Origin of the sequence: Alistipes onderdonkii (assembly GCF_025145285.1) — a bacterium.
In the GTDB taxonomy this organism is placed as follows: Bacteria; Bacteroidota; Bacteroidia; order Bacteroidales; family Rikenellaceae; genus Alistipes; species Alistipes onderdonkii.
This window is the reverse complement of sequence record NZ_CP102251.1, coordinates 1229922-1254214: the sequence shown is the minus strand read 5'-3', so window position 1 is coordinate 1254214 and position 24293 is coordinate 1229922. Positions and strand designations below refer to the sequence as shown.

Annotated in this window: 29 protein-coding genes and 1 pseudogene; 18 read left to right on the top strand and 12 right to left on the bottom strand. The window is 58.9% G+C overall.

The annotated features are described in order from the left end of the window. Positions 1 to 3: 3 nt before the first annotated feature. Positions 4 to 624 (bottom strand): GNAT family N-acetyltransferase, encoded by a 621-nt coding sequence (locus NQ559_RS05350; protein WP_018696485.1) that lies wholly within the window; start codon positions 622 to 624, stop codon positions 4 to 6. A 32-nt stretch (positions 625 to 656) separates the two neighbouring features. Next, positions 657 to 2855, bottom strand: coding sequence for a RelA/SpoT family protein (locus NQ559_RS05345; RefSeq protein WP_018696484.1), 2199 nt, complete (start codon positions 2853 to 2855; stop codon positions 657 to 659). Between the two features lie 81 nt (positions 2856 to 2936). On the opposite strand from NQ559_RS05345, the gene trhA reads away from it, so the two are divergent. Then, positions 2937 to 3593 (top strand): PAQR family membrane homeostasis protein TrhA, encoded by a 657-nt coding sequence (gene trhA, locus NQ559_RS05340; protein WP_018696483.1) that lies wholly within the window; start codon positions 2937 to 2939, stop codon positions 3591 to 3593. Between the two features lie 144 nt (positions 3594 to 3737). Here the strand turns inward: trhA and NQ559_RS05335 are convergent, their stop codons facing one another. The 10 genes and pseudogenes from NQ559_RS05335 to NQ559_RS05290 all read right to left on the bottom strand — a co-directional run bounded on the left by NQ559_RS05335 (position 3738) and on the right by NQ559_RS05290 (position 14442). Continuing rightward, a complete protein-coding gene (locus NQ559_RS05335; protein ID WP_026318485.1) occupies positions 3738 to 4511 on the bottom strand; it encodes a class I SAM-dependent methyltransferase in 774 nt (257 codons plus the stop codon). A 2-nt stretch (positions 4512 to 4513) separates the two neighbouring features. Then, a complete protein-coding gene (xseB, locus tag NQ559_RS05330) occupies positions 4514 to 4705 on the bottom strand; it encodes an exodeoxyribonuclease VII small subunit (RefSeq protein WP_018696481.1) in 192 nt (63 codons plus the stop codon). 12 nt (positions 4706 to 4717) lie between these two features. Beyond that, the gene (locus NQ559_RS05325; protein ID WP_022332110.1) at positions 4718 to 5641 is read right to left on the bottom strand and encodes a beta-1,6-N-acetylglucosaminyltransferase; all 924 of its coding nucleotides are present in this window, start codon (positions 5639 to 5641) and stop codon (positions 4718 to 4720) included. Between the two features lie 7 nt (positions 5642 to 5648). Next, the gene (gene xseA, locus NQ559_RS05320; RefSeq protein ID WP_018696480.1) at positions 5649 to 6896 is read right to left on the bottom strand and encodes an exodeoxyribonuclease VII large subunit; all 1248 of its coding nucleotides are present in this window, start codon (positions 6894 to 6896) and stop codon (positions 5649 to 5651) included. 3 nt (positions 6897 to 6899) lie between these two features. Next, the gene (locus NQ559_RS05315; RefSeq protein ID WP_018696479.1) at positions 6900 to 7439 is read right to left on the bottom strand and encodes a TonB-dependent receptor plug domain-containing protein; all 540 of its coding nucleotides are present in this window, start codon (positions 7437 to 7439) and stop codon (positions 6900 to 6902) included. Positions 7440 to 7677: 238 nt separating this feature from the next. Next, positions 7678 to 8049: an MGMT family protein gene (locus NQ559_RS05310; protein WP_081918663.1), complete on the bottom strand. Its 372-nt coding sequence runs from the start codon at positions 8047 to 8049 to the stop codon at positions 7678 to 7680. 78 nt (positions 8050 to 8127) lie between these two features. After that, positions 8128 to 9213: a peptide chain release factor 1 gene (gene prfA, locus NQ559_RS05305; RefSeq protein WP_018696477.1), complete on the bottom strand. Its 1086-nt coding sequence runs from the start codon at positions 9211 to 9213 to the stop codon at positions 8128 to 8130. 286 nt (positions 9214 to 9499) lie between these two features. After that, positions 9500 to 10369 (bottom strand): annotated as a pseudogene (locus tag NQ559_RS05300) (alpha/beta hydrolase); the annotation flags it as partial. A gap of 113 nt (positions 10370 to 10482) precedes the next feature. Next, on the bottom strand, positions 10483 to 13239 hold the full coding sequence (gene leuS / locus NQ559_RS05295) for a leucine--tRNA ligase (RefSeq protein WP_018696475.1): 2757 nt from the start codon (positions 13237 to 13239) through the stop codon (positions 10483 to 10485). A gap of 147 nt (positions 13240 to 13386) precedes the next feature. Next, on the bottom strand, positions 13387 to 14442 hold the full coding sequence (locus NQ559_RS05290) for a hypothetical protein (protein ID WP_018696474.1): 1056 nt from the start codon (positions 14440 to 14442) through the stop codon (positions 13387 to 13389). 359 nt (positions 14443 to 14801) lie between these two features. Here NQ559_RS05290 and rpsL point away from each other — a divergent pair, with 359 nt between their 5' ends. The 17 genes from rpsL to rplE all read left to right on the top strand — a co-directional run bounded on the left by rpsL (position 14802) and on the right by rplE (position 24291). Further along, positions 14802 to 15182, top strand: a complete 381-nt coding sequence (gene rpsL / locus NQ559_RS05285) for a 30S ribosomal protein S12 (RefSeq protein ID WP_026318484.1) — start codon at positions 14802 to 14804, stop codon at positions 15180 to 15182. A 38-nt stretch (positions 15183 to 15220) separates the two neighbouring features. Beyond that, positions 15221 to 15697 (top strand): 30S ribosomal protein S7, encoded by a 477-nt coding sequence (gene rpsG / locus NQ559_RS05280; protein WP_018696472.1) that lies wholly within the window; start codon positions 15221 to 15223, stop codon positions 15695 to 15697. A 16-nt stretch (positions 15698 to 15713) separates the two neighbouring features. Further along, positions 15714 to 17828, top strand: a complete 2115-nt coding sequence (gene fusA / locus NQ559_RS05275; RefSeq protein WP_026318483.1) for an elongation factor G — start codon at positions 15714 to 15716, stop codon at positions 17826 to 17828. Positions 17829 to 17836: 8 nt separating this feature from the next. Then, entirely contained in the window at positions 17837 to 18142 is a 306-nt protein-coding gene (gene rpsJ / locus NQ559_RS05270) for a 30S ribosomal protein S10 (protein WP_018696470.1), read from the top strand. Between the two features lie 72 nt (positions 18143 to 18214). Further along, positions 18215 to 18829 carry a 50S ribosomal protein L3 gene (gene rplC / locus NQ559_RS05265; RefSeq protein ID WP_022332118.1) on the top strand — a complete coding sequence of 205 codons (615 nt, stop codon included), beginning with the start codon at positions 18215 to 18217 and terminating at the stop codon, positions 18827 to 18829. A gap of 1 nt (position 18830) precedes the next feature. Continuing rightward, positions 18831 to 19457, top strand: coding sequence for a 50S ribosomal protein L4 (rplD, locus tag NQ559_RS05260; protein WP_018696468.1), 627 nt, complete (start codon positions 18831 to 18833; stop codon positions 19455 to 19457). A gap of 16 nt (positions 19458 to 19473) precedes the next feature. Further along, entirely contained in the window at positions 19474 to 19764 is a 291-nt protein-coding gene (gene rplW, locus NQ559_RS05255; RefSeq protein ID WP_018696467.1) for a 50S ribosomal protein L23, read from the top strand. A gap of 5 nt (positions 19765 to 19769) precedes the next feature. After that, on the top strand, positions 19770 to 20594 hold the full coding sequence (rplB, locus tag NQ559_RS05250; RefSeq protein ID WP_018696466.1) for a 50S ribosomal protein L2: 825 nt from the start codon (positions 19770 to 19772) through the stop codon (positions 20592 to 20594). Positions 20595 to 20611: 17 nt separating this feature from the next. After that, positions 20612 to 20881: a 30S ribosomal protein S19 gene (rpsS, locus tag NQ559_RS05245; protein WP_009597568.1), complete on the top strand. Its 270-nt coding sequence runs from the start codon at positions 20612 to 20614 to the stop codon at positions 20879 to 20881. A 7-nt stretch (positions 20882 to 20888) separates the two neighbouring features. Continuing rightward, positions 20889 to 21299 carry a 50S ribosomal protein L22 gene (rplV, locus tag NQ559_RS05240; RefSeq protein WP_018696465.1) on the top strand — a complete coding sequence of 137 codons (411 nt, stop codon included), beginning with the start codon at positions 20889 to 20891 and terminating at the stop codon, positions 21297 to 21299. 4 nt (positions 21300 to 21303) lie between these two features. Continuing rightward, complete coding sequence (gene rpsC, locus NQ559_RS05235; protein WP_018696464.1) at positions 21304 to 22095, top strand: 30S ribosomal protein S3; 792 nt, start codon at positions 21304 to 21306, stop codon at positions 22093 to 22095. Positions 22096 to 22122: 27 nt separating this feature from the next. Further along, entirely contained in the window at positions 22123 to 22551 is a 429-nt protein-coding gene (gene rplP / locus NQ559_RS05230) for a 50S ribosomal protein L16 (RefSeq protein ID WP_022332120.1), read from the top strand. Positions 22552 to 22563: 12 nt separating this feature from the next. Beyond that, positions 22564 to 22752 carry a 50S ribosomal protein L29 gene (rpmC, locus tag NQ559_RS05225; RefSeq protein ID WP_009597619.1) on the top strand — a complete coding sequence of 63 codons (189 nt, stop codon included), beginning with the start codon at positions 22564 to 22566 and terminating at the stop codon, positions 22750 to 22752. Positions 22753 to 22764: 12 nt separating this feature from the next. Then, on the top strand, positions 22765 to 23019 hold the full coding sequence (gene rpsQ, locus NQ559_RS05220; RefSeq protein ID WP_009597655.1) for a 30S ribosomal protein S17: 255 nt from the start codon (positions 22765 to 22767) through the stop codon (positions 23017 to 23019). A gap of 2 nt (positions 23020 to 23021) precedes the next feature. Next, complete coding sequence (rplN, locus tag NQ559_RS05215) at positions 23022 to 23387, top strand: 50S ribosomal protein L14 (protein WP_018696462.1); 366 nt, start codon at positions 23022 to 23024, stop codon at positions 23385 to 23387. A gap of 20 nt (positions 23388 to 23407) precedes the next feature. Then, positions 23408 to 23731, top strand: coding sequence for a 50S ribosomal protein L24 (rplX, locus tag NQ559_RS05210; protein WP_022332121.1), 324 nt, complete (start codon positions 23408 to 23410; stop codon positions 23729 to 23731). Continuing rightward, positions 23731 to 24291: a 50S ribosomal protein L5 gene (rplE, locus tag NQ559_RS05205; protein ID WP_018696460.1), complete on the top strand. Its 561-nt coding sequence runs from the start codon at positions 23731 to 23733 to the stop codon at positions 24289 to 24291. The genes rplX and rplE overlap by 1 nt, the downstream gene beginning before the upstream one ends. Positions 24292 to 24293: the final 2 nt, after the last annotated feature.

Genomic DNA, 24293 nt, shown 5'->3' with positions numbered 1-24293 from the left:
TGTTTATTTCAGGTGGAATAATTTTTTGAACTTGTTTTTGAAGAACATGACGTAGGGCGCCATGCGCGACTGTACCTGCGGGGGTTCCTTGGCAGGGTCGTAGAGCATACCCGTGCAGAGGCACATGCGCCGGTTGTTGCGTTGCAGGATGTCGTAGTTGCAGCACCCCTGGCAACCCCGCCAGAACTCCTCGTCCTCGGTGAGCTCGGAAAAGGTTACCGGAGTGTAGCCCATGCGCGAATTGAGTTTCATCACGGGCAGCGACGTCGTAATACTGAATAACTTGGCGTACGGGAATCGTCGTCGGGCCAGCTCGAATGTTCGTCGCTTGATCTGCTCCGCGAGTCCCATATGGCGGTACTCCGGGTCGACGATAAGTCCCGAGGTCGCGACGAAATCGCCGTGTCCCCAACACTCGATGTAGCTGAAACCGATAAGTTTCTCACCGTCCAGCGCCACGACGGCCTTGCCACCGGTCATTTTTGCGGCGATGTATTCGGGCGAACGCTTGGCGATGCCCGTGCCACGCTGCAATGCCGACTCGTAGATCAGATCGCAGATACGCTGGGCGTAGTGCGCGTGTGACGAGTCGGCAAATACGACGCTGATAGAGTTGTTATTCATTTACTTTTATGTGGGTAAAATTGTGGTATGAATCAGTTGTTGATACGGAAGGCGCGCTGCACGCCCTTGATCCGCATGATGGAGTGGATGAGCGTGTCCACGACGCCCGCGCCGGGCACCTCGACGCTCACCGTGCCCCCGATGCACCCGTTGGCGAGCGATGAGAAGTTGATCGAGCGGATGTTGAGCTTCAGGTCGCGGCTGATGACCTCGGTGATGTGGTTGGCCATGCCCGTCGTGTCGGCCGCCACGATGCGGATCGAGACGCGGAAGGCACCCTCGGCTGTCGAACGCCAGCGCGCTTCGATAACCCGGTAGGGGTAGTTCTCGCGCATGCGCTTGGCATTGGGGCAGTCGTTGCGGTGGATCGTGATGCCCGAGTTGATCGTCACGAACCCGAAAACGTCGTCGCCCTTGATCGGGTTGCAGCATTTGGCCAGCTTGTACTGGATCTTCGAGATGTCGTCGTCGATCACCAGCGCGTCCTGCGGCGCGGTGCTCTCCTTGACGTTGTGCACCTTGTTGCGCTCGGCTTCGGCCGCGGCGGCACGGCGCTGTTCGTCGGCCTCACCCGAAATATGGCGGGCGAGGATCTCCTTGATCGTGCCCAAGTCGACTTTCTGCGTGGCGATCAGTGCGTAAACCTCCGTGCCGGTGCGAACCTTGAAGTATTTGACCAGGTAGGCCACCGCCTCGTCGATGGTCAGCGTGAATTTCCAGTTCTTGAGCTTGCGTTCGAGCTCTTCGCGTCCCATGCGCGTATGTTTGGCCTGCTCTTCGCGCAGGTAGGACTTGATCTTGTTGCGGGCCTTCGACGTGACTACGAAGTTGAGCCAGTCGGACTTGGGCGTCTGGTTCTTCTGGGTCAGGATTTCGACGATGTCGCCGTTGTGGAGCTGTTCGCGGATCGAGACCGCCCGGTTGTTGACCTTGCCCCCCACGCACGTGGAACCCAGCGAGGTGTGGATGTCGAACGCGAAGTCCAGGAGCGAAGCCCCCTCGGGCAATTTCCGCAGGTCGCCGTTGGGCGTGAAGACGAAGATCTCGCCCGAGGCCGGCTTGGCGTCGAAGCGCTGCGCCAGCGAATGCGTGGTGTCCTCGAGCAGTTCGCGCAGGCGTCCCAGCCACATTTCGCTGGTTTGGGCTCCCTGGTTGACCCCCTTGTAGCGCCAGTGCGCCGCGATGCCGCGTTCGGCCACGGCGTCCATGCGTTCGGTGCGGATCTGCACCTCGACCCACCGGCCGCCGGCCGACACGGTGGTGTGCAGCGATTCGTACCCGTTGGATTTCGGGATCGAGATCCAGTCGCGCATGCGGTTGGGGTTGGGCGTGTAGAAATCCGTGACGATGGAATAGGCCGTCCAGCACTGCTGTTTCTCCTGTTCCTTGTCGCAGTCGATGATGATGCGGATGGCGAAGATGTCGTAGACCCCTTCGAACGGGACGTTCTGCTTGTGCATCTTCGTCCAGATCGAGAAAATCGACTTGGTGCGGCTCTTGATGTGGTATTTGATGCCCAGCTTGCCGAGCCTCTCCTCGATGGGCACCAGGAACCGCGCGATGAAAGCCCTGCGCTCCTCGGCGCTCTCTTCGAGCTTGGTGACGATATGTTCGTAGTCCTTGGGTTCGAGGTATTTCAGTGCGATGTCCTCCAGTTCGCTCTTGAGGCTGTAAAGACCCAGTTTATGGGCGATCTGGGCGTAGAGGTTCATCGACTCCCAGCTCTTCTTGCGCCATTTTTCACGCGGGAACATTTCGAGCGAGCGCATCACTTCGAGCCGGTCGGCCAGCTTGATGAGGATCACGCGCGGGTCTTCCGAATAGGAAACCAGCAGGTCGCGGAAATTGTCGGCCTGTTCCTTGGCGACCTTCAGTTTCAGTTCGGAGATGTTCGCAAGGCCCATTGTGAGGCCGACGACCTGTTCGCCGAAGCGGTCGCGGATGTCGGCGGTCAGGGCGAGGAACTCTTCGGCGGGGAGCTGCTTGTGGGCCAGGCGCACCACGTCGTGCAGGATGGCCGAGACCGTGGAGTTGCGGCCGAGGCCCACTTCCGAGATTACGACCATAGCCACGGCTACGGCATGGTCGAGCAGCGGCGTGCCGTCATAGCGGCACAGGCCCGTGAGCTTCCCGTCGGCGTAGACGAGCGCCTCGTCGACGAGGGCCCGGGTCTGCTCCGAGAAGTTCGCGCGCACGAGCGTGCGGAGATTTTCATACCGTGAAAAGTCCATTTTTGCCTAACCGCTTAACCTTGCTGGCAAAGATATGAAAAAATTTCATAAATTTGGCACGTCAGACCAATACACAGCGTTATGGCAAATAAAAAGGATGTTTATATTCCGACCGTGGGCGAGGAGATCGCCAACACGGTTACGCACGGAGTGATGTCGCTCGTGGCTCTCGTGGCGCTCCCGTTTGCCGCCGTGTGGGCCTACGTGCATGACCCCAACCCGGTTACGGCATCGGTTTCGGTGAGCATTTTCGTGATCTCGATCTTCCTGATGTTCCTTGCCTCGACGCTCTACCATTCGATGAACCCGGCGTCGAAGCACAAGGCCGTTTTCCATATCCTCGACCATATCTTCATCTATGTGGCGATCGCCGGCAGTTACACCCCGATCGCCTTGTCGGTCATCGGCGGCTGGCAGGGGATATTCATCACCATCCTGCAGTGGGCGATGGTGCTGTTCGGCATCTTTTACAAGTCGTTGTCGCGCAACTCGATCCCGGCCATCAGCCTGACGATTTATCTGGTGATGGGGTGGACGATCATCTTCTTCCTGCCGCTTTTCGTGCGGCAGGCCTCGACGGCGCTGCTGGTGCTGATCGCAGGGGGCGGCGTGCTCTACACGCTCGGCGCCTGGTTCTATGCCCGGCAGGGGTTTCGCTACCACCACATGGTATGGCATCTGCTGATCAACCTTGCGGTCGTGGCGCATTTCATCGGGATCGTGTTTTTCCTCTACTGACGGGGCCCGCATTGCCGTGCGTTTCGGCCTAAGCAGGGAACCCCGGAAAATATTCCGGACACCTCGGACACCTCGGACACTTCAGACACCCCGGGCGTCCCAGGCTGCCGGGCGAGGCTGCGGGCACCGTGTCCGGTTGCCGGGTCAGTGCTTATAGACGGCGTAGATGTGATCCGCGGGCAGGGCGTACAGTTTCCGCTCTGCGTCGGTGAAGCTCGCGGCGTAGTCGATATCCGCGGCCTCGAAGCCCGCGGCGCGCAGCCGGTCTGTGTAGTCCGCGCCGTAGATGCGGCGGTGGTCGTATTGCCCGAAGATGCGCGTGCGCTCGTCGGGGTCGGTGATCGTGTCATCCTCGAAGGTCTGTTCGTAATCCGCCTCCACGGGCGAGAGCAGGATGCCCCAGCCGCCGGGTTTGAGGATGCGGTAGAGTTCGCCGAGCGCCTTGCGGTCGTCGGCGACGTGTTCGAGCAGGTGGTTGCAGAGGATGACGTCGACCGAATCGTCGGCCAGCGGGATTTGCTGTACGTCGAAATGCAGGTCGGCCAGCGGGCTTTCGAGGTCGGCCGTGACGTATTGCCCCGGATGCCCCGCAAAATGGGGTTTCAGGTGGCGCATGATGCAGACCTCGGGCGCGATGTGGAGCGTGCGGGGATAGCATTTGAGCAGGTCAGTCTCGCGCGTGAGGTAGAGCCACAGCAGCCGGTGGCGTTCCAGTGACAGGCATTTGGGGCAGAGTGCATTGGCGCGTGTATGCACGTAGCCGTAGGGCAGGAATTTCCGGTATTTGGCTCCGCATACGGGGCACTCGGCGCCGCGTCCCCTGTAAAACAGGCCCGCCATCGGCACGGCCCAGCCCGCGATGCGTTGCAGGAGCGGCCGTGGCACGTGGTTAAGCGTCCATTTGATCAGTTTTTTCATCGTCATTCCAGAATCTTCGATACTTCCTCTTCGGCCTTGTGCAGGCGCGCTTTGCAGCTTGCGATCAGCTCCGTGGCGCGTTTCACCTCGGCGGCGAGGCTGTCCACATCCATCTCTTCGCTGCGGAAGCGGGCGAGGATTTTCTCGATCTCGGCGATCGCCTCGGCGTAGGCCGGTTCTTTTTTCTTTGCCATATCTCTCGTGGTTTAACAACTGTTTCTCATCGTGCCCTTACCGTGCAGCCTTAGTTCCCTGCCCGAACAGGATTTCGCGGTAGCGGGCGATGTCCAGCCCGTCGTCGAACTTGCGGGCGAAAAGCGGGGAATTTCCCCCCCCCTCGACTTGAGCACGGACAGTTGGGACAAGTCGCTTGTGGACAATGTTTTCGGGTGTGCCCCGGGGTGCGACCAGTCGGCATGGACAAGCGAATAATTCGCGTTGTACCCGGCAAATGGGGAGTCGCCGAGCAGCGTATGGAAGAACATTTCATCGGCTGCATGGCTGTACCGAAATGCAGGGATAAAGTCCGGGTGTGCAGCGAGGTAATCGAAGATGAAATCGCGCATACGATCCGTAATCGCAATCCACTGGCTGCCTTTCTCCAGCGGCGGGAGCCGGTCGAAAAAAGGGTTGTCCGCACGCATGGTGCATTTCATGGCGATCCGCAGCAAGCGGCGGGCGAAGGTCGATTTGTCGGGGCAGAACCTCCTCCGGCGTATCCGGTCGGCCTCTTCGGGGGTGATGGACGGATTGGCCGAAATGAACTGCCGTCCCCGGGCATAGGCTTCCCGGAGTACCGTACGTATCGTTTCGGCAGGGTATAACGGCAGGGTGTCGCCCGAAATCAGGACGACGTAACGGAAACCCCCGTCGCGTGTCGCCGAGAAAAGCCGGAGCGTACTTTCTACCATGCCGAATCCGCCCCAGTAGACTTTCGTACGCGGTTCGACGAAACAAACGCGCCCGGTCTTGCCGAGTGCGGCGAAGGCCCCGATGTCCGCCTTGCCGTCCACATGGATGAACAGCCCGTTGCCGGGTGCATCGAGCTGGTGCACGAGTTCCGCCAGCACGGGCGTGTACTTGTGGCACAGCACGCAGAACGCGATCCGGAAAGGGGTGTCCTCTTTCATGGCGGGGTCATTTCGTTTCGGTGTATTGAACGGTGCCCTCGATGCGGCCGTCGGCGACCTCGATGTCGAGCGTGTCGCCTTTTCCGACTTGTGCGGCGGAGAAAACGGCTTTGCCGTCCGTGCGGACGATGGCGAAGCCCAGCCGCAGGATACGCTCCGGGGAGCGTCCGGCGACCAGTTCGGCCGCATTGCCGAGCCGGGACGCCTGGCGTGCGAGGAAATTCCCGGCACTGGCCGCGAGGGTTTCGCGCATCTGCTCCAGGGCCATCCCCCGTTGTCTGAGCAGCCCCTTGGCATGGAAGAGCAGGTGGCTGGACAGCTCCTGAAGCCGCAGTTCCTGTGCCCGCGAGGTGACCAGTACGTTGTCGCGCAGTTGCAGGGCGGCGTTGTCGAGCCATGCGTCGATCGTGTCCATCCGCTCCACCAGCCACCCGGCCACCGCCGTCGGGGTTTTGAGCGCCGTATGCGCCACCATGTCCGCCACGCTCGTATCCTTGTCATGGCCGATACCCGTCAGCACCGGCAGCGGGAACTGCGCCACGTGGGTGCAGAGCCGGTAGGCATTGAAGCAGTTGAGGTCGCTGGCCGAACCGCCGCCGCGGATGATGACCACGGCGTCGAACTCCTCCATGCGGTCGGCCACGGCGCACAGCGCCGCAACGATCGACTCCTCGGCCGCCGCACCCTGCATGAACGCATCGAAGAGCGTGAGACGGAACCGGTAGGGGCTTTTGCCGATCTCCTTGCAGAAATCTTGGTAGCCGGCGGCATTGGCGCTCGAAACGATGGCTATGCGCTGTACGACGGCGGGCATCCCGACCTCGCGGTTCATGTCCCACACGCCCTCCTTGCGCAGGCAGTCGATGGTCTGCTGCCGCTGCCGCTGCATGTCGCCCAGCGTGTAGGCAGGGTCGATGTCGGTGATCTGGAGCGAGAATCCGTAGAGTTCGTGGTAGTTGACGGCGACTTTGGCCAGGATCTTGATCCCTGCGGCGAGCCGCTGCCCGGTTTCTGCTTCGAAATAACCCGCAATGCGGGAATAGGCCGTGCGCCAGATCACGGCGCGCGACTGTGCCAGCGGCACGCCGTTATCGCCTCCTTTCTCGACGAGTTCCAGGTAGCAGTGCCCCGAATAGTTGACTTTGACCTCGGAGATCTCGGCGCTCACCCAGACGGGCAAGGCAAAACGCTCGTGGAGGGTCTCCTTCACGAGCCGTTGTAATTCCGACAGGGTGATATGGGCGTGCGGCAGCATGGGTCAGCGCCAAACCAGTTCTACGGGACGGGGCATCCGCTTGCCCTTGGGGAGCTGGATGTGCAGCACCCCTTCGCTTGCGACGGCGACGCCGTTTTTCTGCGCCGGGTGCCAGTGCGGGGCTTCGGAGAGTGCCTTCAGCACGCGCCGCTTGAGGCGGTTGTCCGTCGATTCGAGTTCCTGCGCCAGGACGGCCTTGCCTTCGGGAGTTACGGTGTAGCGCAGTATGATGCGGGCTGCCGGTTCGTCGTCGTCCCATTTGACCTGCCCGGCGATGTACTCGTCGAAGGTCGTGCCGGCCTCGAAGATAGCGGGTTTGTCGTAGCGGAGCGAGATGAGTATTACCCCGTTGGCGGCTTTCTCCCCGTATCGGGCGATGGTTTCCTCGTCGGCCGGCAGGGATTCGATATTTTCGATGTCGTCGGGCGGGATCGATTCGATCTCTTCGGTTTCGACGCCGTTGACGATATACAGGGGACGCTGCGCCACGGCGGAGAGTGTCGCGGCGAAGAGGGCGGATAGGATCAGGATGTATCTTTTCATGCGGTGCTTTTTCCCGATAAACGCATCCCCGGCGGGGAATATTGCCCGCCGCAGTATGTCCGGAGCGTATGCGGGATGATGCGAAGATAACGGTTTTGGTGCGGAATGCCAAATTTTTTCCGGCGATATGTTGCCGCGGCCTGCCGGGCGATCGTGTCCGGCGGGGTGGGGCGAATGCCCTTCCCGGCGGGGCTCCCGGTGCTCTCCCCGGCTGTGCCGGATATGGGTGCCGTGCGGTTTACAGGATTTCCTCCCACATGAAGCGGGCGATGTCGGCGCAGCCGTTGGCCTTGAAGCGGACGCCTTCCTTTTCGAGCAGCTCCCGCTGCCGGGGCCAGCCGGGGGCGGTGCGCCCGGCGCTGTTGACCACGCGGTGGCAGGGGAGCCCTGCCGGGGCGGAGGCCATGGCGCGGCCTACGCGGCGGGCGTGGTCGGGCATGCCGATCAGCCGGGCGATCTGCTTGTAGGAAACGATCTTCCCGGCGGGGATTTGCGCCACGACGGCATATACCTCGTCGTCGAATGCCCGGCCTGTCAGTTTGTCGGTTTGCAATGGTTTTCGGTCGATAGCGGTTTGCGACAGGTTCCCCGTCCAAGCCCCGTTGGCCATGGAAGGCCGGGGTTGCCCCGATGCTGCCGGCCCGGGGGCAGTACGCATGCGGGGATGGGGGCTCCCATGGGGGCAGTTTTACAACTCGCTTTCCTTCAGGCGCTCGGCGTTCTCCGCCACGATCAGGTGGTCGATCACGTCCTGAATGTCACCGTCCATGAAGGCCGAGAGGTTGTAGATCGTATAGTTGATGCGGTGGTCGGTGATGCGTCCCTGTGGATAGTTGTAGGTGCGGATCTTGGCCGAGCGGTCACCCGTCGAGACCATCGTCTTGCGCTTCGAGGCGATCTCGTCGAGGTATTTCGAGTATTCGAGGTTGAATACGCGCGTACGCAGTTCCTCGAAGGCCTTGTCGAAGTTCTTGAGCTGTGATTTCTGATCCTGGCACTGTACGACGATGCCCGTGGGGATGTGCGTCAGGCGGATGGCCGAATAGGTCGTGTTGACCGACTGCCCGCCGGGCCCCGAGGCGCAGAAGATGTCCTTGCGGATGTCGTTCATCGAGATCTCGACGTCGAATTCCTCGGCTTCGGGCAGTACGGCCACCGAGGCGGCCGATGTGTGGACGCGGCCCTGCGTCTCGGTCTGTGGCACGCGCTGTACGCGGTGTACGCCCGATTCGTATTTGAGCGTGCCGTAGACGTTCTGCCCCGTGACTTTGAGGACGACCTCCTTGTAGCCTCCCGCAGCACCGTCCGAGAACGATGTCATTTCGTAGCGCCAGCCCTTCGACTCGATGTATTTGGTATACATGCGCAGCAGGTCGCCGGCGAAGATGGCCGCCTCGTCGCCGCCCGTGCCGCCGCGGATCTCCATGATGGCGTTCTTCGAGTCCTGCGGGTCTTTGGGGATCAGCAGCAGTTTGATCTGCTCTTCCATCTGCTCGATGGCCGGCTCCAGTTCTGTGATCTCGCCGCGAGCCATTTCGCGCATCTCCTCGTCCTTGTCGTTGGAGAGGATGTCCTTGGCTTCGGCCAGGTTGGCCAGCGCCGTGCGGTAGCGTTCCGAGGTTTCGATGATCGGCTCCAGCTCCTTGTACTCCTTGTTGAGCTGCACGAACTGTTTGACGTCGGCGATGACTTCGGGGTCGGTGAGTTTCTGCCCCGTCTCCTCGTATTTGAGTTTCAGGCCGTCGAGACGGCTCAAAATGCTGTTGTCTGCCATAAATCCTTATTTTGTCGGCAAAGATACGCAATAATCGTCAAACGGCAATGCGCGGTCTGAAAAAACGGGACTGCGCCTCTCCGTGGGGAGATTATTGCCCCGCAGGCCAATCCGACTCCCGGCGGGAACGCACCTGTTGGCCGAACTCCTGTACGGCTGCCTGCACTACGGCTTCCGCGAGTTCCCTCCCTGCGCTTTTGCGGCTTGTGGCCGGTCGTATCCCGACATCCACGCAGCCGGGCAGGCCGGGCTGCCGCAGGAGCACGGAAGCAGTATTGCGATCATCGTTCAGCTCTTTCAGCCAGTCCAGCGTTGCCTGTTGCCACTGTTCCTTGTATTTGAAGCGGTCGCGGATGCCCCAGCCGTGTCCGCCGGTGGGGTAGATGTGCATGGAGGCTTTTACGCCGTGCTCCTTGAGGGCGTTGTAATAGAGGATGCCGTTGACGGGCGGCACGACCTTGTCGTCGTCCGAAAGCAGCAGCAGCGTCGGCGGGGTCTGTGCCGTCACGCGGTTCTGGAGCGAATACCACGTGTCGCTCTCCGCATTGCGGCTGCCGCCCAGCAGGGCGTTGAACGACCCCTGGTGCCCTTTGCCCTTTTCGGCCGTGATGACCGGGTAGAAAAGGATCGAGAAGGCGGGCTTGGTCTCGGCCAACGTCGAGGCCGAGGCCGCGAGGTGCCCGCCTGCCGAGCTGCCCACGATGCCGACCTTGCCGGCCGTGAACCCGGTGGCGCCCGCTTCGAGCCCCATCATGATGCGCAGCGCCTGTTCGACGTCCTCCAGCGGCACCTCGGGGTGGCCGTTGGGCATGCGGTATTTGAGTACGGCGGCCGTGATGCCGTTGGCGGCGAACCACTTGGCCATGTCGTAACCTTCGTAGTCTATGCACAGTTTCACGTAGCCCCCGCCCGGGCAGATCACGACGGCCTGCCCCGTCGCTTTTGCGGGGTCGGCCGGGAAGATGTAGAGCACGGCCTGCGAAACGTCGGCAATCCGGTTCGGCTCGGGTTCCCGTTCGGGCGTGGCGATGCCGTTGCTGTGGGGCGCCGTCGTGTTGTCCCAGATTTTCAGCGTCGCAGCTTGTCCGTAGTCCTGTGCGGCCGCCGTGCCTGCGGCGAGCAGGAGGGCGGCGAGCAGTGTGTGTGGTCGTCTCATGGTCTTATCGTTTTTGTCCCCGCAGGGCGGGGCGGGTTGTCCGGGAATGCGGGCGCGGATTCGACCGCATCCGCCGTGTCGGGGGCGTCGGTGGCGCCTTGCGCCGGGGTGCGTCAGATCACGATGTTGATGATCTTGCCCGGGACGACGATGACTTTCTTCGGGGCCTTGCCTTCGAGCCATTTCTGCGCCTCGGGCTGCGTCACGACGTCGGCCTGGATCTGGGCGGGCGTCATCGACGTGGCGTACTCCTTCTTGAAACGGAGTTTGCCGTTGACCGAAACCGGGTATTCGAAGGCGCTCTGCGCGAGGTGTTTCTCATCGTAGGCGGGGTAGCTTGCCGTGCAGACCGAGGTCGTGTGTCCCAGCGCTTCCCACAGTTCCTCGGCGATATGCGGAGCGAAGGGTGCCAGCAGGACGGTCAGCGGCTCAAGCACCTCGCGCTTGTTGCATTCGCCCAATTCGTTGAGGCAGATCATGAAGGCGGCGACGGAGGTGTTGAACGAGAAGTTCTCGATGTCCTCGCTGACCTTCTTGATCGTTTTGTGCAGCGTGCGGAGCTCCTTTTCGGTCGCCTTTTCGTCGGTGACCGCCAGTTTGCCGTCGCGGTCGTAGAACAGGCGCCAGAAACGGCGCAGGAACTTGTAGACGCCGTCGATGCCGTTCGTGTCCCAGGGTTTGGACTGTTCGAGCGGGCCGAGGAACATTTCGTACATGCGCAGCGTGTCGGCGCCGTAGTTGTCGACGATGTAGTCGGGGTTCACGACGTTGTAGAACGACTTGGACATCTTCTCGATGGCCCAGCCGCAGACGTACCTGCCGTCTTCGAGGATGAATTCCGCGTCCTTGTATTCGGGCATCCAGGCGCGGAAGGCGTCCAGGTCGAGGATGTCGTTGCGGACGATGTTCACGTCGACATAGAGCGCCTGGGTCTGGTATTGGTCTTTCAGGCCGAGCGACACGAATTTGTTGGTGCCGACGATACGGTATACGAAATTCGAGCGCCCCTGGATCATGCCCTGGTTGACGAGTTTGCGGAACGGCTCCTCTTCGCAGACGACGCCCAGGTCGTAGAGGAACATGTTCCAGAACCGTGAGTACATGAGGTGTCCCGTGGCGTGCTCGATGCCGCCCACGTAGAGGTCGACGTTGCGCCAGTATTCGTCGGCTTCACGGCCGACGAGCGCCTCGTCGTTGTGCGGATCCATGTAACGCAGGTAGTAGGCCGACGACCCGGCGAATCCGGGCATGGTCGACAGTTCGTAGGGATAGCCCTTCGGCGTCGCCCAATTCGCGGCGCGCGCCAGCGGCGGCTCGCCCTGCTCCGTGGGGCCGAAGTCGGCGATCGGAGGCAGCTCGAGCGGCAGTTTGTCCTCTGCGAGCGGGCAGGCCACGTCGCCCTTATAATAGATCGGGAACGGCTCGCCCCAGTAGCGCTGGCGCGAGAAGATGGCGTCGCGCAGGCGGTAGTTGATGCGTTTGCGGCCCAATCCGCGCCGCTCGATTTGGTCGAACATGATCCCGATCGCCTCCTTTACATCCTTGCCGTCGAGGAAATCCGAGTTGATTACTTTGCCCGATTTGGCGTCGTACGACTCCTGTGAAATGTCGCCGCCTTCGACTACCGGGACGATCTCCAGCCCGAAATGGCGGGCGAAGGCGTAGTCGCGCGAGTCGTGGGCGGGGACAGCCATGATGGCCCCCGTCCCGTAGCCGGCCAGCACGTAGTCCGAGATGTAGATCGGGATGGCCTTGCCGGTGAAGGGATTGATGGCGTAAGATCCTGTCGCCACGCCGCTTACGCGTTTGGTCTCGGCGATGCGCTCACGCTCGGAGCGTTTCTTGGCCTGGCAGATGTACTCCTCGACGGCCGCCTTGTTGTCGGGCGTGGTCAGTTCGCCCACCCACTCGTGTTCGGGGGCGATGACCATGAACGTCACGCCGAAGATCGTGTCGGGGCGGGTGGTGAATATTTCGAGTTTGCGCGCCGAATCCTTTATGTCGAAGAAGACCTGGGCCCCCTCCGAACGGCCGATCCAGTTGCGCTGGATCTCCTTCAGGGAGTCGCTCCAGGCGAGCCTGTCCAGCCCGTCGAGCATGCGCTGGGCGTAGGCCGTCACGCGCAGGAGCCACTGTTTCATCCGTTTCTGTTCGACCGGATGGCCGCCGCGTACCGAAAGCCCGTCGTGCACTTCGTCGTTGGCGAGCACGGTTCCCAGCTTCGGGCACCAGTTGACCATCGTGTCGGCACGGAACGCGAGGCGGTAGTTCTGGAGCGTCCGTTCCTTCTCCTCCTCCGGCATGGCGCGCCATTCTTCGGCCGTGAAATGCAGTTCCTGCGTGCAGGCCACGTTCAGCCCCTGGGTGCCGCCCTGCTCGAAGGCCGCGGTCAGCTCTTCGATCGGGCGCGCCTGCTGCTTGTCATAGCAGTAATAGGAGCCGAACATCTTGAGGAACGCCCACTGCGTCCATTTGTAATAGGCGGGGTCGCATGTGCGCACCTCGCGGTCCCAGTCGAACGAGAATCCGATCTTGTCGAGCTGCTCGCGGTAGCGGGCGATGTTCCGCTCGGTGGTCACGGCCGGGTGCTGGCCGGTCTGGATGGCGTACTGCTCGGCGGGCAGGCCGAAAGCGTCGTAGCCCATCGGGTGCAGGACGTTGAACCCTTTCTGGCGTTTGTAGCGCGAGTAGATGTCCGAGGCGATATAGCCCAGCGGGTGACCCACGTGCAGGCCGGCGCCCGACGGATAGGGGAACATGTCGAGCACGTAGAATTTGGGCCGCGACGGGTCGGTCTCGACCTTGTAGGTTTTATTTTCCTGCCAGCGGCGCTGCCACTTGGGCTCGATCTCCTTGAAATTGTACTCCATAGCTCTTCGTAACGGTTTGTTTCGGATTTTCCTGCAAAAATAGCAAAAGTTTCTTGTTTTGTCGTCTTTTTTGGCTGCGCAGCGGCATAAAAAACGGGACGCAGCCGTTTTGGCCGTGTCCCGTCGCTGTTTTGGCGCTGTTGCCGGTCAGTCGTAGCGCGGTACGACGTACATCGAATAGGCTTCGCCGTGGCCGCTGCCGTCGGTGAGCGTGTAACGGATATCCTCCCCGTGCCATACGACCGCCGTGCGCGTGGTGCCGAAGAGGGTGCCGGCCGTGAAGATATCGCCGCCATAGACGGCGATCGCATAGGGCTGGCAGCCGCTGGCCTGTCCGTCGGAGAGGTCGAACAATTCCTGCCCGTTTTTCCAGACCACGCCCTCTTCCTTGAACCCGTCCATGTAGTAGCCTGCGGCGTACAGGCTGTTTCCGGTGCGGAACAGGGCGGTCGCTTCGGCGTAGGAACTGCCGTCGGTGAGCGTGTAGAGCAGGTCGCCGTCCCGCCATACGAGGGCTTTGCTGCCGCCGCTGCCGGCGGCGTAGAGGGCCCGTCCGTCGTGGCAGAGCGCATTGGCCCCGGCAGCGGATTTGCCGTCGCTGAGCGTGAAGTGCGCCTTGTCGTTTTTCCAGATTTGGGCGGTCGGCTCCGACGTGCCGCTGCTCAGGCTGCCGGCGGCAAATAGGTCGCTGCCCGTGGCGGCGATGGCCTTGGCCTGCGAGGTGGCGGGGCTCACCGAATAGGCGTAGAGCTCCGTGCCGTCCTTCCAGACCTTGGCCGTCAGGGCGCCGCCGTCCTCTTCGCTGCCGGCCGTATAGACACTGCCCCGGACGGCGGTGACCGCATAGGCATAGGAGTTGCCGCCGCCGCTTCCGAGGGTGTATTTCAGGGTGCCGTTCTCCCATAGTTTCGCCACGACCCCGTCGGGTTGTTGTTCGTAGCCTGCCACGTAGACCGTGCCGTCGGCCACGCAGACCGAGCGCGCCCAGGCGTCGTTCGTGCCGTCGGTGAGCGTGTAGAGTTCCGTGCCGTTTTTCCAGACCGTCGCCACGGCTTTCCCGCCCGGTGTTTTGTAGCCTGCGGTGTAGATGTCGTAGCCCGTGGGCGTCGGCCGGGTTCCGCCATCGTCGTCGGAACTGCACGACGGGGCGAGGAGCGTCGCCGCGAGCAGCAGCGGCAAAATGCTGTGTGATAGGTATTTCATGGTATTTGTCGTTTTTTCGCGGCACGAATTGCCGCGGGTTGTCATGTCCTGCCCCCGGACGGGCGGTGGCCGCCGCGGAGATCCGCATCCGCTATGCGGGGCAAAGTCCGTGCCGCTCTTCCCTGCTGTCTGCGAAGCCGCTATCGTGCTGATGGAAAACCGGTTGTTGAATTTTGCATAACCGATGTTTATTGTTTTGTGAATTGTATAAGCAAAAAGAATCGCAAGCCGGCTAAAATGCTGGAAAAAGGCGAAAAAAGATGTGCATATATATTGTATTTCCGAAAAATTGCGTACCTTTGCAGTCCATTTTGGACAATGGAGATAGATTTTTTAACAATTAAAGGACAGTTTAAGAAATGCCAACTATTCAACAGTTAGTGAGAAACGGTCGAGTGAGCATGGAGGACAAGAGCAAGTCCCCGGCACTCGCAGCGTGTCCCCAGCGCCGAGGCGTATGTACCCGTGTGTACACTACGACCCCGAAGAAGCCTAACTCGGCTATGCGTAAGGTTGCGCGTGTAAGATTGACCAACGGCAAGGAGGTCAACGCCTACATCCCCGGTGAAGGCCACAACTTGCAGGAGCACTCCATCGTGCTCGTCCGCGGCGGTCGTGTGAAAGACCTCCCCGGTGTACGTTACCACCTCGTGCGCGGTGCGCTCGACTCGGCAGGTGTCGACGGTCGTCGCCAGCGCCGTTCGAAATACGGTGCGAAACGCCCCAAGGCAGGTAAATAATCACGAGAAACATTAATTAGACAATTTTCGAATAAACAATGAGAAAAGCTAAGCCAAAAAAGCGAATTCTACTTCCGGATCCCAAGTTCGGCGACGTGGCTGTGACCCGTTTCGTCAACAACCTTATGTTGGACGGTAAGAAGAGTATTGCCTACACCATTTTCTACGATGCGTTGGAACTGGTGGGCAAGAAGATGAAGGATGCTGATAAATCTCCCCTGGAAATCTGGAAACAGGCCCTGGAGAACATCACACCCCAAGTCGAAGTGAAATCGAAGCGTATCGGAGGTGCGACGTTCCAGGTTCCTATGGAGGTTCGTCCGGAGCGCAAGATTTCTATTTCCATGAAAAACCTTGTCCTCTATTCTCGCAAGCGCGCCGGAAAGACGATGGCAGATAGGCTCTCAGCAGAGATAATGGATGCCTTCAACCAGCAGGGTGCCGCCTTCAAACGCAAGGAGGAGATGCACCGCATGGCCGAGGCCAACAAGGCATTCGCACACTTTAGATTCTAATAAGGAGACCGAACAGATGGCAACCAGAGATTTACATTACACTCGCAATATCGGTATCATGGCACACATCGATGCCGGTAAGACCACCACGTCGGAGCGTATCCTTTTTTACACGGGTAAAACCCACAAGATCGGTGAGGTACACGAAGGCGGCGCTACGATGGACTGGATGGTTCAGGAGCAGGAGCGCGGTATCACCATTACCTCGGCCGCTACCACCGCATTCTGGAACTATAAGGACAAACAGTACCAGATCAACCTGATCGACACCCCGGGACACGTCGACTTTACGGTCGAGGTGGAGCGTTCGCTCCGCGTGCTGGACGGCGCCGTTGCGACGTTCTGTGCCGTAGGCGGCGTAGAGCCCCAGTCGGAGACCGTATGGCGCCAGGCGGACAAGTACAATGTCCCCCGTATCGGCTACGTCAACAAGATGGACCGTACGGGCGCCGATTTCCTGGCAGTCTGCGCACAGATCAAGGAGCACTTCGGTGCTACGGCCCTTCCGGTCGTCCTGCCGATCGGTGCCGAGGACAAGTTCGAAGGATTGGTAGACCTTATATATAATAACGCGATCTATTACTACGACGACAAGTCCGTCCGCGATAACTTCGAACTGAAGGAGATTCCCGCCTCGATGGCCGAGGAGGCTGCCGAATGGCGTGCGAAACTCATCGAGGAGGTCGCTTCGACCGACGAGGCGCTGATGGAGAAGTTCTTCGAGGATCCCGATTCGATCACCCCCGAGGAGCTGCTCGCAGCCATCCGCAAGGCTACGATCTCGATGCAGGTCGTTCCGATGCTCTGCGGTTCGTCGTTCCACAACAAAGGCGTACAGAAACTGCTCGACTATGTCATTGCGTTCCTGCCCTCGCCGCTGGATGTGCCCGCCGTGACGGGTATCAACCCCAAGACCGAGCAGGAAGAGGTGCGCCATGCATCGGAGAACGATCCGTTCTGCGGTCTCGCATTCAAGATCGCCACCGACCCCTTCGTAGGCCGCCTGTGCTTCGTGCGTATCTATTCGGGTAAGCTCGACGCAGGTTCGTACGTGCTCAACTCCCGCAGCGGCAAGCGCGAGCGTATCAGCCGTATTTACCAGATGCACGCCAACAAGCAGAACCCCATGGAGACCGTATCGGCCGGCGACATCTGCGCTGCCGTAGGTTTCAAGGAGATCCATACGGGCGACACGCTCTGCGCCGAGAACGCACCGATCGTTCTGGAGCAGATGACCTTCCCCGAACCGGTGATCGGCCTGGCCGTCGAGCCCAAGACCCAGAAGGATCTGGACAAGCTCGGCATCGCCCTGTCGAAACTGGCTGAGGAAGACCCCACCTTTACGGTTCACACCGACGAGGATTCGGGCCAGACCGTCATCAGCGGTATGGGTGAGCTGCACCTCGACATCATCGTCGACCGTCTGCGCCGTGAGTTCGGTGTCGAAATCAACCAGGGTGCCCCTCAGGTCAACTACAAGGAGTCGCTTACCAAGACGGTTCAGCACCGCGAGGTGTTCAAGAAGCAGACCGGTGGCCGTGGTAAGTTCGCTGACATCATCTTCGAGATCGGCCCTGCCGACGACGGTGCGATGGGCCTTACGTTCGTTGACCAGGTCAAGGGCGGTAATATTCCCAAGGAGTTCATCCCTGCGGTGCAGAAGGGCTTTGCTTCGGCGATGACCAACGGTGCGCTGGCCGGTTACAAGATGGACTCGATGAAGATTACGCTGCTCGACGGTTCGTTCCACCCCGTGGACTCCGACCAGCTGTCGTTCGAAATCGCTGCCCGCAACGGTTATCGCAACGCTGCCCCCAAGGCCGGCTCGGTGATTATGGAGCCCATCATGTCCGTGGAGGTCGTGACCCCCGAGGAGAACATGGGCGACATTATCGGCGACCTGAACAAGCGCCGCGGCCAGATCACCGGCATGGAGTCGAAAGGCACCGCCCGCGTGGTGAAAGCCAAGGTTCCCCTGTCGGAGATGTTCGGCTATGTGACCGTACTGCGTACGATCTCGTCGGGCCGTGCAACCTCGTCTATGGAGTTCTCGCACTTCGAGGAGGTTCCTGCCAACCTGGCTAAGGAGATCATCGAGAAAGCGAGTGGTAAACGTAAGGATATAGAATAAGCAAACATATGAACCAGAAGATTAGAATCAAGTTAAAGTCATTCGATCACAATCTCGTGGACAAGTCGGCCGAGAAGATTGTGAAGACCGTGAAGAGCACGGGCGCCGTTGTAAGCGGCCCGGTGCCCCTTCCCACGCGCAAGCAGATTTTCACGGTGAACCGCTCGACTTTCGTCAACAAGAAAGCCCGCGAGCAGTTCCAGCTCTGCACCTTCAAGCGTATCCTCGACATCTATTCGTCGACGCCCAAGACGATCGACGCACTGATGAAGCTGGAACTCCCCTCGGGTGTGGAGGTCGAAATCAAAGTGTGATAACGGAAGGCTTGTACCTATATTAGTATAGCACGAAAGATCACTTTATTTATAACAAACAATCGACAACAAATGTCAGGACTTATTGGAAAGAAAATCGGAATGACTTCCGTTTACAGTGCCGAGGGTAAGAATATACCATGCACTGTCATTGAGGCTGGGCCGTGCGTTGTTACGCAAATCAAGACCGTGGAGAAGGATACCTACGAAGCGGTACAGATTGCCTATGACGAGAAAAGTGAAAAGCACACCAGCAGCAGTTTGTTAGGTCACTTCAAGAAAGCCGGCACTACCCCCAAGCGCAAGATGGCTGAATTCAAGGGTATGCCCGAAGTGAATCTCGGCGACACGCTCACCGTAGACCTCTTCTCGGAGGAAGACTGGGTCGACGTGACCGGGATATCGAAAGGTAAAGGCTTCCAGGGCGTTGTGAAACGCCACGGTTTCGGCGGCGTGGGCGGCCAGACCCACGGCCAGCACAACCGTCAGCGCAAACCCGGTTCGCTGGGTGCGTCGTCCTATCCCTCGCGTGTCTTCAAGGGCAAGCGTTTGCCCGGCCAGATGGGTGGCGAGCAGGTCAAGGTTTTGAACCTGCGTGTTTTGAAAGTTATTCCCGAAAGCAACCTTATCCTCGTGAAAGGTTCGATCCCGGGTGCAAAAGGTGCTTATTTAACAATTGAGAAGTAGTATGGAATTAGCTGTTTTAAACACACAAGGAAAGGAAACGGGTCGTAAGGTAGTCCTTTCGGATGCCGTTTTCGGCGTGGAGGCTAATGACCACGCTATCTACCTGGACGTGAAGCAGTATCTCGCTGACCAGCGCCAGGGTACGCACAAGTCGAAGCAGCGCAACGAGGTTGCCGGTTCGACGCGTAAGCTCAAGCGCCAGAAAGGCACCGGCGGTGCCCGTGCCGGCAGCATCAAGTCCCCCCTCTTCCCGGGCGGCGGACGCATCTTCGGCCCCCAGCCCCGCGATTACAGCTTCAAGCTCAACAAGAAGCTCAAGCAGCTGGCCCGCCGCAGCGCACTGACCTACAAGGCACAGGCCGGCGTCATCAGCGTAGTGGAGCCCATCTCGATGGATGCCCCCAAGACCAAGGCCGTCGTTGCCCTGGCCGATGCGCTGAAAGTAGCCGACAAAAAGGTGCTGCTGGTTCTCCCGGAGTCCAATGCAAACCTTCAGCTCTCGTGCCGCAACCTCCCCTACGTACAGCCCGTGCTGGCGCAGAACGTCTGCACGTACGACGTGATGAACGCTTCGGCGATCGTGATGGTGGAAGGCGCTGAGAATGTATTGAATACGATGTTAGCTTAAAAACGCAAGACACACAATGGAAATTATTATTAAGCCGGTTTTGACCGAGAAAATGACGATTCAGGGCGAAAAGTTGAATCGCTACGGTTTTATCGTTGACGTGAGGGCTAACAAGCTGCAGATTCGCAATGCCGTAGAACAGATGTACAACGTCGTCGTGACGGATGTGAACACCGTGAACTACATGGGCAAACTCAAGAGCCGCTACACCAAGGCCGGTCTCTTGGAGGGTCGCGCTAACAACTTCAAGAAGGCTATCGTCACCTTGAAGGACGGAGATAAGATAGATTTTTACAGTAATATCTAACGGAGATGGCAGTAAAAAAATTTAAACCTGTTACCGCAGGTACGAGACATAAGATTATCGGTACGTTCGAGGAAATCACGACGAACAAGCCTGAGAAATCGTTGCTCAGCCCCAAGAAGAGCTCGGGTGGACGTAACAACTCTGGTAAGATGACGGTTCGCTATATCGGCGGCGGTCACAAGCAGATGTATCGTAACATCGACTTCAAGCGCACGAAGGACGGCATTGCTGCAACTGTAAAATCTGTCGAGTACGACCCCAATCGTACTGCACGTATTGCACTTCTGGTATACGCCGACGGTGAGAAAAGCTACATCATCGCACCGAACGGCCTCCAGGTGGGCCAGACCGTAATGAGCGGCGCAGGCGTTGCTCCCGAGGTCGGAAACACGCTCTTCCTGAGCGAGATTCCGCTGGGTACGGTCATCCACAATATCGAACTCTACCCCGGCCAGGGAGCCGCCATGGCTCGTTCCGCCGGTTCTTACGCCCAGTTGCTGGCTCGTGAGGGCAAATTCGCCATCATCAAGCTGCCCTCGGGCGAGACTCGTATGGTACTCGTAACTTGCCGTGCTACGGTAGGCGTCGTGTCGAATGTCGACCACAGCCTCGAAAGCTCCGGCAAGGCAGGTCGTGAGCGTTGGCTCGGCCGCCGTCCGCGCAACCGCGGCGTGGTGATGAACCCCGTGGATCACCCGATGGGTGGTGGTGAAGGCCGTGCATCCGGTGGTCACCCCCGTTCGCGCAAGGGTCTGCTGGCTAAGGGTTACAAGACTCGCAACCCGAAGAAGACGACCTCGAAGTTTATTATTTCCAAGAAGAAAAAATAATTAAATAAGAGTACATAATGAGCCGTTCATTAAAAAAAGGACCGTTTATCGACCCCAAGCTCGAAGCGAAAGTAGTCGCCCAGGCGGAAGGCAACAAAAAGTCGGTCATCAAAACTTGGTCGCGTGCAAGTATGATCTCGCCTGATTTCGTAGGTCAGACGATCGCTGTCCACAACGGAAACAAGTTTATTCCGGTGTATGTAACAGAGAACATGGTAGGGCACAAGCTCGGTGAGTTTGCCCCCACCCGTAACTTCCGCGGTCACGCAGGTAACAAGAAAAAATAGGTAGAAAATGGGTGCAAGAAAAGCAATAAAAGCCGAGAAAATCAAGGCTGAAAAGAAGCAGAAGGCAATCGCTATTCTGCGTGATTGCCCGACCTCTCCCCGCAAGATGCGCCTGGTGGCCGACATCATCCGCGGCGTGGAGATCAACAAGGCATTGGGCATCCTTCGTTTTTCGAAGAAGGAGGCGTCGATCCGCATGGAGAAACTTCTCAAGTCGGCAATCGCCAACTGGGAGGCCAAGAACGAGAACGAGCGTCTGGAAGACACGAAACTGTGTGTAAAAGAGGTGTTCGTAGACGGCGGCCGCATGCTGAAGCGTATTCAGGCTGCGCCCCAGGGCCGCGCTCACCGAATCCGCAAGCGTTCGAACCACGTGACGATCGTAGTTGACAAAATGGTAACCGTAGAAAACAAGTAATCAGATGGGACAGAAAGTTAATCCGATAGCAAATCGTCTTGGTATCATCCGCGGTTGGGATTCCAACTGGTTCGGCGGCAAGGACTTCTCCGAGAAGCTGGTCGAGGACGCCAAGATCCGCAAATACCTGAATGTCCGTCTGGCCAAGGCAAGCATCTCGAAGATCATCATCGAGCGTACGCTGAAGCTGGTTACGGTGACCATTTCCACCGCTCGTCCGGGTATCATCATCGGCAAGGGCGGCCAGGAGGTCGACAAACTGAAGGAAGAGTTGAAGAAGCTCACCGGCAAGGAGATCCAGATCAACATCTTCGAGGTGAAGCGCCCCGAGGTGGATGCCGTGATCGTCGGCCAGAACATCGCCCGCCAGCTGGAGGGCCGCGTATCGTTCCGCCGCGCCGTGAAGACGGCCGTAGCGTCGACCATGCGCATGGGTGCCGAGGGTATCAAGATCCAGGTTTCCGGCCGTGTAGGCGGCGCCGAAATGGCCCGCAGCGAAACTATAAAGGAGGGTCGTATTCCGCTGCACACGTTCCGTGCCGACGTGGATTTCTGCCTGACCGAGGCGCTCACCAAAGTGGGTATCCTGGGTGTGAAGGTCTGGATCTGCCAGGGCATCGTGTACGGCAAGCGCGACCTGTTCGAAATCGCAGGCGCATCGGCGCAGGCTCCCTCGGGCGACCGCGGTGAGCGTGGCGACCGCGGCGACCGTCGTGGCCGCGGCGACCGTCGCGGAGACCGGCGTGACCGCGGCGATCGTGGCGGTGACCGTCGTCGCAACAACAATAATAAGTAAGTCGGACCTTTTTAAAGCAAAACAACAATGTTACAGCCGAAAAAGACCAAATTTAGGAGAATGCAGAAAGGTCGCATGAAGGGTATTGCTCAGAGAGGAAACCAACTTGCAACCGGTTCGTTCGCAATCAAAGCACTTGAATCCGCATGGATCACAGGTCGTCAGATAGAGGCGGCGCGTCAGGCCATCACCCGTTACATGAAGCGTGAAGGCCAGCTCTGGATCCGCATCTTCCCCGATAAACCCATCACGAAGAAGCCCGCCGAGGTGCGTATGGGTAAGGGTAAGGGTAATCCCGAAGGGTTCGTGGCGCCCGTTACTCCCGGCCGTATTCTCTTCGAGGCAGAGGGCGTGCCCCTGGAAGTGGCGCAGGAAGCGCTCCGCCTGGGTGCCCAGAAACTGCCCATTACCACCAAGTTTATCGTAAGGCGTGACTACGTCGAAACCACAATCTAACGAGACGACAAGATGAAAAGTGCAGAAATCAAGGATATTTCGATCAAAGACCTGCAGGAGCGCATCGAGACTGAGAAGGCTCAGCTTGCAAAGCTGAAGGTGCAGCACGCGGTGTCCCCCGTCGAGAACCCTTCTATCATTAAGAAAAACCGCAGAGATATAGCTCGTATGCTGACAATCCTGCGTCAAAAAAACGCCTAATAAGGAATAGCTATGGAAAGAAATCTTAGAAAAGAGCGTATTGGGGTGGTTGTCAGCAACAAGATGGAGAAAACCATTGTGGTTGCAGTAGCACGTAAGGTGAAGCATCCGATCTACGGCAAGTTCGTCAACAAGACGACGAAGTTCGTCGCCGAGTCACTCGACGAGACCTGCAAGGAAGGCGACACCGTCCGTATCATGGAGACCCGCCCGCTGAGCAAAACGAAGCGTTGGAGATTAGTACAAATTATTGAAAGAGCTAAGTAATTATGATACAGCAGGAAAGTAGACTCGTAGTAGCTGATAACAGCGGTGCAAAGGAAGTTCTCTGCATCCGGGTGCTGGGCGGTACCAAACGCCGCTACGCATCTATCGGCGATAAGATTGTGGTGGCTGTCAAGAGCGCGACTCCTTCGGGCGATGTCAAGAAGGGTGCCGTGTCGAAAGCAGTCGTCGTAAGGACGACCAAGGAAATCAGACGTGCCAACGGTTCGTACATTCGTTTCGACGACAACGCCGTGGTGCTGCTTAACAACCAGGGTGAAATGCGCGGTACTCGTATATTCGGCCCCGTAGCTCGTGAGCTGCGCGACCAGTATATGAAGATTATCTCCCTCGCACCCGAAGTATTGTAATCATAAAAACAATTTCGGATATGTCAGTGAAATTACATATTAAGAAAGGGGATATGGTGCAGGTCATCGCCGGTGACAACAAGGGCCAGCAGGGCAAAGTCCTGAAGGTCGAAGCTGAAAAGCAGCGTGCCATCGTCGAGGGGGTGAACCTTTGCAAGAAGGCCACCAAACCCAATGCGCAGAACCCCCAGGGTGGTATCGTCGAGAAAGAAGCGCCGATCCACGTATCGAACCTGCAGGTGCTCGACCCCAAAGGCGGTAAACCCACCAAAGTCGGTCGCAGGCTCAATGCAAAAGGTAAATTAGTCCGTTACGCTAAAAAGTCAGGGGAGGAGATCAAATAATGGCATACGTACCTACACTCAAGACACAGTATAAGGAGCAGATCGTAGCTGCCCTTATGAAGGAGTTCGGTTACTCGAGCGTTATGCAGTGCCCGAAGCTCACGAAGATCGTTATCAACCAGGGTATGGGACAGGCTGTCGCCGATAAGAAACTCATCGACGTGGCCGAGGCCGAGCTGACGCAGATCACGGGTCAGAAAGCCGTGCAGACGCGTTCGCGCAAGGACATCTCCAACTTCAAGCTGCGCAAGGGCATGCCGATCGGCGTGCGCGTGACGCTGCGCGATACGAAGATGTACGAATTCCTCCAGCGCCTGATCGCCGTGGCACTTCCCCGTATCCGCGATTTCAAGGGTATCAATGAGAAGTTCGACGGCCAGGGTAACTATACCCTCGGCATCACCGAGCAGATCATCTTCCCGGAGATCGACATCGATAAGATCACCAAGATCTTCGGTATGGAGATTACGTTCGTTACCACGGCCAAGACCGACGAGGAGGCGTATGCCCTGCTCCGCGAATTCGGCCTCCCTTTCAAAAACGCTAAAAAGAATCAATAAGC